Source organism: Ideonella livida (assembly GCF_010499455.1).
Taxonomy (GTDB): Bacteria; Pseudomonadota; Gammaproteobacteria; order Burkholderiales; family Burkholderiaceae_C; genus Ideonella; species Ideonella livida.
Window position 1 is genome coordinate 113,445 of record NZ_JAAGOH010000015.1, and the last position, 10,842, is coordinate 124,286.

A 10,842-nucleotide genomic window follows, 5' to 3' on the forward strand; every position below is an offset into this window, starting at 1 on the left:
GGCCCACGCAGGCAGACCATCAGCCTGCGCCGTCGGTGGACAGCGCACGCCAAGTGTGCAGCGGCACCTGCAATGCCCCGCCGGCGCTGGGCACCGGCGCCACCTGGATGACTGGCGCGAAGCAGGTGACGGCGCCAAAGATCATGGCAAATGAGGCGTCGCCCGCATCCCGGCCCGTGGCCAGCCGCACAAAGGACATGGGGATGGCCGTGCCCGACGGGTCGAAGAGATACCAGCGGTGGCCCACGTAGACCTCCACGTAGGCATGGAAATCTGGCGGCCCCAGTGCAGCGTCGGCCCCGTAGTCGAAGCCCGTGGCAAATCGCGCCGGGATGTTGAGCGCCCGGCACAGCGCAATCATCACATGGGCAAAGTCTCGACATACCCCGGCGCCCCGGCCCAGGCTGTCACAGGCGGAGGTGGTGCTGTCCGAAGTGTTGGCCTCAAAGCGCAACTGGGCGTGCACCCAGTCGCGCACTGCCGCCACCCGGGCGTAACCAGGCGCCATGCGGCCAAACAGGTCGCCCGCTAGGGCCTGCAGGCGGTCGGATTCGCAGTAGCGGCTGGGCCAGATATAGGGCAGCACCGCCTGAGGCAACTGGCCCACCGCCAGCTCGGCCAGCTCGGCCGGGTCCGCCTGGTAGTGGTGCAGTTCCACCACGGCTCGGTACTGCAGGTCCAGCCGGCCTGGCTGGGCGCGCAGGCGCGCCAAGCGGGTCCGGGTCACCGGGTCTTCATGGCACCAAGGAAGCACGGGCTGGCTGAAGCTCAGTTGCTCTTGCAGCACCACCTGTTGCCGGGTGTGAGCAGCCTGCACGTTGAAGATGAAATCCGCGCCCTGGGGGCCTACTTCGTATTGCAGGCCCACGGAAAAGCCCATGCGGATCATGGGCGGCACCGTCGGGGTTGGGGGGGGAGGCCAGGGGCGGCCGGTGGAGCAGCGGAAACCGCCAGCGCAAAGGTGTTCAAGTCGTGTGGTCCTCGCCGCCTGGGGGCGGCACGGCGCAAGGGGCTGGCAAGGTGGCAGTCTATCCCGGCCCCCCCGCTTGGCGAGACGAATAAAATCTCCCGTTTGGAGTGGACGCCACGCATGACCCGCTGTCATGCCCGAGTCTGGCGCTCCCTGCCTCGGCTCACCTGCCCCCTGCCCACCGCCGCCAACCCGACGGGATCTCATGTCTTCTTCTGCCAAGTTTCTGATGCACTTCGAGGGGGGCAACGCCCTCTCGGCTTTCCGCGCAGCTGCCCTGCTGCCTCAATTGCAGGCCATCTGCCCGCGCATCACGGGCGTCAGCGCACGGCATGTGCACTGGGTGTGGAGTGACGCGGCGCTGTCTGAGGACGACGGCGCCAAGCTGGCCGCGCTGTTGAACTATGGCGATGCCTACGCTGGCGACACCGACGGCGCCCTGGTCGTCGTGGGCCCGCGCCTGGGCACCGTCTCGCCCTGGGCCTCCAAGGCCACCGACATCGCCCACAACTGCGGCCTGGGCATCCACCGTGTGGAGCGGGTGACCGAGTACCGCCTGAGCCTGAAGAGCGGCCTGATCGCCGGCCTGACCGGCGCCAGCAAGGCCCTGAGCGCCGAGGAGCTGAACGCCTGCGCCCTGGCCTTGCATGACCGCATGACCGAGAGCGTGGCCTTTGAGCGCGAGGCCGCCCGGCACCTGTTTGACGAGAAGGCCGCCGAGCCCCTGGCGCATGTGGACGTGCTGGGCCAGGGCCGCGCCGCGCTGGAAGCCGCCAACACCGAGTTCGGCCTGGCCCTGTCTGCCGACGAGATCGACTACCTGGTGGCCGCCTTCCAGGGTCTCAAGCGCAACCCCAGCGACGTCGAGCTGATGATGTTCGCGCAGGCCAACTCCGAGCACTGCCGCCACAAGATCTTCAACGCCGATTTCGTCATCGACGGCGAGAAGCAGCCCCTCTCCATGTTCGGCATGATCCGCAACACCGAGAAGCTGAACCCCCAGCGCAGCATCATTGCCTACAACGACAACGCCGCTGTGATGGAAGGCGGCCCCGCCACCCGTTGGCTGCCGCAGGGCTACACCAACGCCCCGGCCTACGGCGCCCGCGAAGAGCTGGCCCATGTGCTGATGAAGGTGGAGACCCACAACCACCCCACCGCGATCTCGCCCTTCCCCGGTGCCGCCACCGGTGCGGGCGGCGAGATCCGCGACGAAGGCGCCACCGGCCGGGGCGCCAAGCCCAAGGCGGGCCTGACCGGCTTCAGCGTGTCCAACCTGAACCTGCCCGGCACCAACGAGCCCTGGGAAACCAACGCCTACGGCAAGCCCGAGCACATCGCCAGCCCGCTGCAGATCATGATCGAGGGCCCCATCGGCGGTGCGGCCTTCAACAATGAATTCGGTCGGCCCAACCTGGGCGGTTACTTCCGCGTGTTTGAACAGACCGTGGGTGAAGGCGAGCAGGCCATCCGCCGCGGCTACCACAAGCCCATCATGATCGCCGGGGGCATCGGCACCATCAGCGACAGCCAGACCAAGAAGCTGCCTTTTGGCGCCGGCACGCTGCTGGTGCAACTGGGCGGCCCGGGCATGCGCATCGGCATGGGCGGCGGCGCCGCCAGCTCCATGGCCGCGGGCACCAACACCGCCGCGCTGGACTTTGACAGCGTGCAGCGGGGCAACCCCGAGATCCAGCGCCGTGCGCAGGAAGTCATCAACCACTGCTGGAACCTGGGCGCCGAGAACCCCATCGTCGCCATCCATGATGTGGGCGCCGGTGGCATCTCCAACGCCTTCCCTGAGCTGGTGGACGGCGCCGACAAGGGCGCCCGCTTTGACCTGCGCAAGGTGCCGCTGGAAGAGTCCGGCCTGGCCCCCAAGGAGATCTGGTGCAACGAGAGCCAGGAGCGCTACACCCTGGCCGTGGACCCAGCCAAGCTGGAGGCCTTCACCGCCATGTGCGAGCGTGAGCGTTGCCCCTTCGCCGTGGTGGGCGTGGCCACCGATGACCGCGAGCTGATCCTGGAAGACGGCCCCGGCGGCGAGCGCGTGATCGACATGCCCATGGATGTGCTGCTGGGCAAGCCGCCCAAGATGCAGCGTGACGTCAGCCGCGTGGCCCGCACCCTGGCCCCGCTGAACCTCACCGGCGTGGCGCTGGACAAGGCCGCGCTGGACGTGCTGCGCCACCCCACCGTGGCCAGCAAGCGCTTCCTCATCAGCATCGGTGACCGCACCGTGGGTGGCCTGAACCACCGTGACCAGATGGTCGGCCCCTGGCAGGTGCCGGTGGCGGACTGCGCCGTCACCCTGGCCGACTTCCAGGGCTTCCGCGGCGAGGCCATGAGCATGGGCGAGCGCACCCCGCTGGCCAGCCTGGACGCCCCCGCCTCCGGCCGCATGGCCGTGGCCGAAGCCATCACCAACCTGCTGGCCGCGCCGCTGGAGCTCAGCCGCGTCAAGCTCAGCGCCAACTGGATGGCCGCCTGCGGCGAGCCCGGTGAAGACGCCGCGCTCTATGACACCGTCAAGGCCGTGGGCATGGAACTGTGCCCGGCCCTGGGCGTGGGCATTCCGGTAGGCAAGGACAGCCTGTCCATGCGCACCAAGTGGAGCGCCGGTGGCGAGGCCAAGCAGGTGGTGGCGCCCGTGTCGCTCATCGTCTCCGCCTTCGTGACGCTGGACGACATCCGCGGCACGCTCACCCCCCAACTGCAAGAGGGTGACACCACCTTGGTGCTGGTCGACCTGGGCAATGGCAAGGCCCGCATGGCCGGCTCCATCCTGGCGCAGACCCTGCAGCAGTTTGGCGACACCGTGCCGGATCTGGACGATCCTGCCCAGCTCAAGGCCCTGGTGGCCGCCGTGAACCAGCTGCGCGCAGAGGGCAAGCTGCTGGCCTACCACGACCGCTCTGACGGCGGCCTGTGGGCAGCCGCCTGCGAAATGGCCTTTGCCGGCCAGCGCGGCGTCAGCCTGAACGTGGACATGCTCGTCACCGAAGGCGACGGCATCTCCGACAGCCGCGCCGACACCGGCGATGCCAAGAACTGGGCGGCGCAAGCCAGCGGCCGCCGCGACGAGCTCACCCTCAAGGCCCTGTTCAATGAAGAACTGGGCGTGGTGCTGCAGGTCAAGACAGCCGATCGCGACGCCGTGCTGGCCGCCCTGCGTGCCCACGGCCTGAGCAAGCAAAGCCATGTGGTCGGCAAGACCAACGACAAGAAGGTGGTCGAGGTGTGGCGCGACGCCAAGCCCCAGTTCAGCGCCGCGCTGCGTGACCTGCACCAAGCCTGGGACGACGTGAGCTGGCGCATCGCCCGCCTGCGCGACAACCCCGAATGCGCCGACCAGGAACACGCCCTGGCTGGGGGTGACGACGCCGGCCTGCACTGGGCCCCGGCCTTCGACACCGCCGAGGATGTGGCCGCCCCCTTCTTGAACCTGGGCGCCAAGCCCAAGGTGGCCATCCTGCGCGAGCAGGGCGTCAACAGCCATGTGGAAACCAGCTACGCCTTCGCACTGGCCGGTTTTGAGTCTCATGACGTCCACATGAGCGACCTGCAGGCCGGCCGCGCCGACCTGAGCCAGTTCAAGGGCTTTGTGGCCTGCGGCGGCTTCAGCTACGGCGACACCCTGGGCGCCGGTGAAGGCTGGGCCCGCTCGGTCATGTTCAACCCGGCGCTGGCCGAACAGTTCAAGGGCTTCTTCGGCCGCCAAGACACCTTTGCCCTGGGCATCTGCAACGGCTGCCAGATGATGGCCGCGCTCAGCCCCATCATCCCGGGCGCCCAGCACTGGCCCAAGTTCACCCGCAACAAGAGCGAGCAGTTCGAAGCCCGCCTGGCCATGGTGGAAGTGCTGGAGAACCCCAGCATCTTCTTCCAGGGCATGGCCGGCAGCCGTCTGCCCATCGCCGTGGCCCACGGCGAAGGCTTCGCCGACTTCAGCCAGCGCGGCGATGCCGTCCAGGTGGCCCGTGCCATGCGCTTCGTCGACGGCGCCGGCCAGCCCACCGAGACCTATCCGCTCAATCCCAACGGCAGCCCGGGCGGCCTGACCTCGGTCACCACCGCCGACGGCCGCTTCACGGTCATGATGCCCCACCCCGAGCGCGTGTTCCGCAACGCCCTGTTCAGCTGGCAAGGCGGTGACCTGAACGCCCTGAGCCCCTGGATGCGCATGTTCCGCAACGCACGCAAGTGGGTGGGCTGACATGGGCGCCCAATGGAAAGCCAAGCACAAGGACATCGCCGCCAACGCCAAGGGGCGGCTGTTCGGCAAGCTGGCCAAGGACATCATGATCGCCGCCCGCGGCGGCCCGGACCCGGCGGCCAATGCCCGGCTGCGCCTGGTGGTGGAGCAGGCCCGCAAGGTGTCCATGCCCAAAGACACCCTGGAGCGTGCCATCAAGAAGGGCGCCGGGCTGACCGGCGAGGCGGTGAACTTTGAGCACGCGATCTACGAAGGCTTTGCTCCGCACCGCGTCCCGGTGATGGTGGAGTGCCTGACCGACAACGTGAACCGCGCCGCCTCTGACATGCGCGTGCTGTTCCGCAAGGGCCAGCTGGGCACCTCGGGCTCCGTCTCCTGGGACTTTGACCACCTGGGCATGATCGAGGCCGAACCCGCCACCCCCGGGGCCGATGCCGACATGGCCGCCATTGAAGCCGGCGCGCAAGACCTGGAGCCGGGCGAGGAGGGCGCCACCCTCTTCCTGACCGATCCCACTGACCTGGACCTGGTCAGCCGCGCCCTGCCGGCCCAAGGCTTTACCGTCCTCTCAGCCAAGTTGGGCTACAAGCCCAAGAACCCGGTGGACCCCGCCACCCTCAACGCCGAGCAGTTGGAGGAGGTGGAAGCCTTTCTGGCCGCCATCGACGACAACGAAGACGTGCAGAACGTCTACGTGGGCCTGGCCGGCTGAACGGCGCTGGCGCCCCCCCGGGCCTGCAGCCACTGCAGCGCCTGCCGGGGGCCGCCGGCTGCCAGCTGCACGGTGCTGGCCGTGGGCGTGGGCGTGGGCGTGGGCGTGGGCGTGGGCGTCGGGCCGAAAGGCGTCCGGGCCGGCCAGACAAACGCGAGGGATGCCCATGCGCTGGGGTATCCCGCCGCGGTGGCGGCCCAGGCAGGGCCCGGGCCCTCAGGCCGGGGCCTGCAGGCCATCCAGCTGGCGGCGGAAGTGCGTCCAGTCCCGCAGGTGCTGGCGTATCCAACCCTGCAGGCCCGGGCCGAACATGTCCTCAAACTTGCGGCGTGCGGGCTGAATGGGGCCGCCCAGCGCGCCGGTCTGCCAGGGGCGGTGGTGCAGATCGGCCACCACCGTGGGCAGGGCTGCGTTGGCGGCCCCCGGCTCCGGCGCCACCGCGGGCAGGCCCACAAAGCGGTGGATGCGCGCCACCGTGCCGGCTGGATCGGCCACAAAGTCCTCATGGCACACCACCAGATGACCGGGCCGGCCGGCATGGGCCAGGTGGGTGTCCACCGCGCGGTTCCAGCGCTCCACCCAGTGGGCCACGCCGCCGCGAAAGGCGTTGTGCGCCATGTAGCGGGCTTCGGCGTCAATGGCGGAGGCCAACACGTCTTCACCGTGGCGCACCACATGGATGACCTTGGCCTGCGGGCAGTGCTCGGCAATCACGTCCAGATAGGCCAGGTGGTCGGGTGACTTTTCCAGCCACCCGGCATGGCCGCCTTGCTGGGCCCAGGCGTCCAGGTCGCCCAGAAAGTGCCGCACATAACTGCGGCCGGTCAGGCGGCGGGGCAGGCGATGCTGCGGGCCCATGGGTCGGCCTTCGCCTTCCAGGTCCTGCGCCAGGCGTTGGTGCAGGCTGGGCCTGACCCAGCCCAGGCGCCGCTGCCAGCGTCGCTGGCAAGCGCCTTGGTCCTGGCGCAGCCAGTCTTCAAACCCGCCCAGCAGGTTCAGAAAAAAGTGCGTCTCGGGCAGGGTCATCAGCGCGCCGCTGGCGCACACCGCCGCCTGCAGCACGGTGGTGCCAGACCGGGGGCAACCCACCATGAACACCCGCTGCGGCGGCACCGGCGCAGGGGGGCGGCGCAGCACGCTGTGCGGCTGGGCCGGGGTGGAACGGGGCAGGGGCAGGGCCAGTTGCATAGGGGGCGACACGGGGTAAATCCAACAGCCCCGCCAGCCTAGGCCGCACCCGTAGGCGCTGCCTTTCGCCACCGTGAAGAAGCATTGCCGGGCGGCCGGCCCAGCCTTGTCGCCCATGGTCCGGGGCTTCGGGTCCACTGTCGGCCCGTTCAGCCACCCGGGGGCCAAGCTCAGCGTGCCCTGCGCCCCGCTTGCGGCAGCGCCCCAGCCGCCGGCCTCAGCCGTTGCGGAACAAGAAGCTGTAGGCGTTGAGCGCGGGCACGCCGCCCAGGTGGGCGTACAGCACCCGCGAGCCCGCCGGGAACTCGCCCCGGCGCACCTTGTCCATCATGCCGGCCATGGATTTGCCTTCGTACACCGGGTCGGTGAGCATGCCTTCGGTGCGGGCACACAGGCGGATGGCCTCTAGCGTGCCCTCGTTGGGCAGGCCGTACTCGGGCCCGCCGTAGCGGGTGTCCAGCACCACGTCGTCTGCCGTCAGCGCCTGGCCCAGCTCCACCAGTTCGGCGGTGTGTTGGGCTATGCGCAAAATTTGGGCGTGGGTCTTTTCAGGCTTGGCCGAGGCGTCAATGCCAATCACGCGGCGGGCGCGGCCATCGGCCGCAAAACCCACCACCATACCGGCCTGCGTGCTGCCGGTCACCGAGCAGACCACGATGTAGTCGAACTTGAAGCCCAGCGCGGCCTCTTGCTGGCGCACCTCTTCGGCAAAGCCGACAAAGCCCAGGCCGCCATACGGGTGCTCAGAGCAACCGGCCGGGATGGGAAAGGGCTTGCCGCCACGGGCTTTCACGTCGTCCATGGCCTGCTGCCAGCTGGGGCGGATGCCAATGTCAAAACCGGCGGCGTCCAGGCGCACCTCGGCGCCCAGGATGCGCGACATCTCGATGTTGCCCACGCGGTCGTACACCGCGTCGCTGTAGTTCACCCAGTTTTCCTGCACCAGCACGCACTTCATGCCCAGGTGCGCGGCCACGGCGGCCACTTGGCGGGTCTGGTTGCTTTGGATGCCGCCAATCGACACCAGCGTGTCGTAGCCACCGGCAATCGCTTCGGGGATCAGGTATTCCAGCTTGCGGGTCTTGTTGCCGCCAAACGCCAGGCCGCTGTTGCAGTCTTCACGCTTGGCGTAGAGCTGCACCTCGCCGCCCAACGCGGCGCTCAGGCGGGGCAGGTGCTGGATGGGGCTGGGGCCGAAGGTCAGCGGATGGCGGGCAAATTTCTGCAGGTTCATCGGGGGGCTTTCAGGTGGGGGCCGGCGGGGCGCCAGCACGGGTGGGGCGGCGTCGATGGGCAGATTCTCGGGAATGGGCTGCTTAACAGGCTTGCGTTGTAGGCCTGTTAATCGCGCCAAAAATCGGTTGAGAATCGGCTAGCAGCCACTCTCATTGCTTCAAAAGCGCCATGGCCACAACAAAATTGCGCCGCCCCTCGGTGGCCTCGCTTGCCCCCGGTCAAGACCTGCCGCCGCCGCCAGAGCCTTCTGACGCGGCCACCACCAGCCCCGAGCCGTTGCTGGACCGCACCGACCGCGCCATCTTGCGGGCGCTGCAGCGCGACGCCAGCGTGTCAAACGTGGCGCTGGCCGAGAAGGTGCACCTGAGCGCGCCGGCCTGCCTGCGGCGGGTGGAGCGGCTCAAGCGCGAGGGGCTGATCCGGCGCACCGTGGCCCTGCTGGACGCACCCGCCTTGGGGGCCCGCATGCTGGTGGTCATTGGGGTGGTGCTGGACCGCTCCACCCCAGAGAGTTTTGCCGCCTTTGAGCGCGCCGCCGCCCAGGTGCAAGGCTGCATGGAGTGCCATGTGGTCACCGGCGAGTTTGACTACCTGATGCTGCTGCGCACCCGCGACAACGACAGCTTCAACCGCCTGCATGCCGAACAGCTGCTGTACCTGCCGGGCGTGCGCCAAATCCGCTCGTTCATCGGTTTGAAGCAGGTGCTCTCCACCACCGAGATTCCGCTGTAGTGCGGAAGTTGAGGGTGCCCAGGGTATCCATCACGATAACCATACCCCCAAAGAAATACCCAAGATGTTCAGCACCCCTCCAGCCGGCACACGTACCGTCTAGATACTCTATTACTATTTTGTAACTACTTCTCAAGACCCCACTTCATTCCTAGAATTTCTCTGCTTTGCAAAGCCAAGACGCCGCGTTCGTCAATGCGCACGTTGGGCGCCCATCCCTTGGGCGCTTTTCTTGACGAACTGGCACGGCCTGCGCTGCGGTCTGCGCGGCGGGGGCTTATTTCAGCGTTCTGGAGAGAAATGAAATGATGGGAAATGGGTTTCGTGGCGCTGTGGGCGCGGCGGTTTTGATGGCGGGGACGCAGGTTATGGCGCAAACGCCGGGAGCCATGCTGGAGGTGGACCCGGCCACGTTTGCCCTCAAGGGCTACTCGCTGCATGTGCGGGTGCCGTTGAACGGCAGTGAAGAGGCGCGCCGCTGGACGGTGGGGGTGGGCGGCTATGCGATGGAGTTTCCCAGCGCCATGCGCGGGATGGCGGTGAAGAACGCGGCTTCGTCCACTGAAATTGAGATTGAACGGGGCGCGGCCGTGTTCATCGATCGCTACCTGGATCAGCCGTTGCAAGGCTGGTTCACCGGTTTGGAGCTGGGCCGCCAGCGCTACAAGCTGAGCGATGGCGCCCAGGTGGAGCGCTATGACGCCACCGTGGCCATGCCGCGCCTGGGCTACCACTTCAAGCTGGATGGCGGCTGGTATGTGCTGCCGTGGGTGGGTGTGGGATTTGTAGACACCGATCGCGACGAGCTGAATGTGGGCGGCCGCACCGTGAAACCGCGCAGCACCCTGGCTTTTGCCACGGTGCACGTGGGTTACGCGTTCTGATAGGGCGGGCGCTTCACTGCATGCGGAACTCGACACGAATGGGGAAACTGCCGCGGCACGCTTGGCCTGAGCAGACGGCGGGTTTGAACTTGGTGAGTATGGTCACACCGGCAACAAACGTGGTGGCCGCCTTTCAAGCCGGCAGGTAAGGCCGAATGTGGCCCAGGGCCTGGGCCACGTAGGCGTCTTTCTCACCCACCGGCGCCACATAGTGCAGCGCATCCGCCGCCGCCTGCACCCCCACCAGCCGGGCCATCACCCAGGCGGCCAGGTAGGGCGAGGCCAGGCAGCCGCCCGCTGTGGCCACATTGCCATGGGCAAAAAAGGGCTGGTTCAGCACCTCCACCCCGGCTTCTTGCACCCAGGGTTTTGTCGTCAGGTCGGTGCAGGCGGGTACGCCCGCCACCAGCCCTAGCTTGGCCAAGATCAGCGTGCCGGAGCACTGCGCGCCAATGAGTTGCCGCGCCGGGTCCAGCTGCAGCCGGGCCATCAAGGCGGCATCGGCCACCACCTCACGCGTCAACACCCCGCTGCCCACGATCACCGCATCCGCCTGCGCCGCATCCTCCAGCGTGCCCTGCGCCCGCAGCGTCACCCCATTCATGGACGTGACCTCCGCCTGCGGGCAACACAAGCTCACCCGCCAGCCCGGTTGCTTGATGCGGTTCAACACCCCCAGCGCGATGAGCGAATCCAGTTCATTGAAGCCGGGGAAGGTGAGGATGGCAGTGTGCATGGGGGAGTGGAAAACACGAACAGTTTGCACTGAATTCTAGGTGTCAGGTCCCGGACGAATACCTTCTAAAAAGTAGACGTCCGTTGCTGCTGGGGCGGGCCGTGTTGGCTGAGGTCGTGGCAGCATGGAAGGGCCGGAGGCCGACATGCTGATCAAGTTGCACAAGAA

Annotated in this window: 8 protein-coding genes; 4 read left to right on the top strand and 4 right to left on the bottom strand. The window is 67.8% G+C overall.

Annotated features, from left to right (window positions below):
• Nucleotides 1-19: 19 nt before the first annotated feature.
• On the bottom strand, nucleotides 20-880 hold the full coding sequence (locus G3A44_RS13610; RefSeq protein WP_239061871.1) for a transglutaminase-like domain-containing protein: 861 nt from the start codon (nucleotides 878-880) through the stop codon (nucleotides 20-22).
• Nucleotides 881-1,175: 295 nt separating this feature from the next.
• On the opposite strand from G3A44_RS13610, the gene purL reads away from it, so the two are divergent.
• Nucleotides 1,176-5,186 carry a phosphoribosylformylglycinamidine synthase gene (gene purL, locus G3A44_RS13615; RefSeq protein WP_163458066.1) on the top strand — a complete coding sequence of 1,337 codons (4,011 nt, stop codon included), beginning with the start codon at nucleotides 1,176-1,178 and terminating at the stop codon, nucleotides 5,184-5,186.
• A gap of 1 nt (nucleotide 5,187) precedes the next feature.
• Nucleotides 5,188-5,898, top strand: a complete 711-nt coding sequence (locus tag G3A44_RS13620; RefSeq protein ID WP_163458067.1) for a YebC/PmpR family DNA-binding transcriptional regulator — start codon at nucleotides 5,188-5,190, stop codon at nucleotides 5,896-5,898.
• A gap of 216 nt (nucleotides 5,899-6,114) precedes the next feature.
• On the opposite strand, the gene G3A44_RS13625 is transcribed toward G3A44_RS13620, so the two are convergent.
• Nucleotides 6,115-7,098: a sulfotransferase family protein gene (locus G3A44_RS13625; RefSeq protein WP_163458068.1), complete on the bottom strand. Its 984-nt coding sequence runs from the start codon at nucleotides 7,096-7,098 to the stop codon at nucleotides 6,115-6,117.
• Between the two features lie 205 nt (nucleotides 7,099-7,303).
• Nucleotides 7,304-8,320 carry a 1-aminocyclopropane-1-carboxylate deaminase gene (locus G3A44_RS13630; protein ID WP_163458069.1) on the bottom strand — a complete coding sequence of 339 codons (1,017 nt, stop codon included), beginning with the start codon at nucleotides 8,318-8,320 and terminating at the stop codon, nucleotides 7,304-7,306.
• 170 nt (nucleotides 8,321-8,490) lie between these two features.
• Between G3A44_RS13630 and G3A44_RS13635 the strand changes: the two genes are divergently transcribed.
• Entirely contained in the window at nucleotides 8,491-9,054 is a 564-nt protein-coding gene (locus G3A44_RS13635) for an Lrp/AsnC family transcriptional regulator (protein ID WP_163458070.1), read from the top strand.
• 368 nt (nucleotides 9,055-9,422) lie between these two features.
• The gene (locus tag G3A44_RS13640; RefSeq protein ID WP_163458071.1) at nucleotides 9,423-9,938 is read left to right on the top strand and encodes a hypothetical protein; all 516 of its coding nucleotides are present in this window, start codon (nucleotides 9,423-9,425) and stop codon (nucleotides 9,936-9,938) included.
• A gap of 133 nt (nucleotides 9,939-10,071) precedes the next feature.
• Here the strand turns inward: G3A44_RS13640 and G3A44_RS13645 are convergent, their stop codons facing one another.
• Entirely contained in the window at nucleotides 10,072-10,674 is a 603-nt protein-coding gene (locus G3A44_RS13645) for a DJ-1/PfpI family protein (RefSeq protein ID WP_163458072.1), read from the bottom strand.
• Nucleotides 10,675-10,842 lie beyond the last annotated feature (168 nt).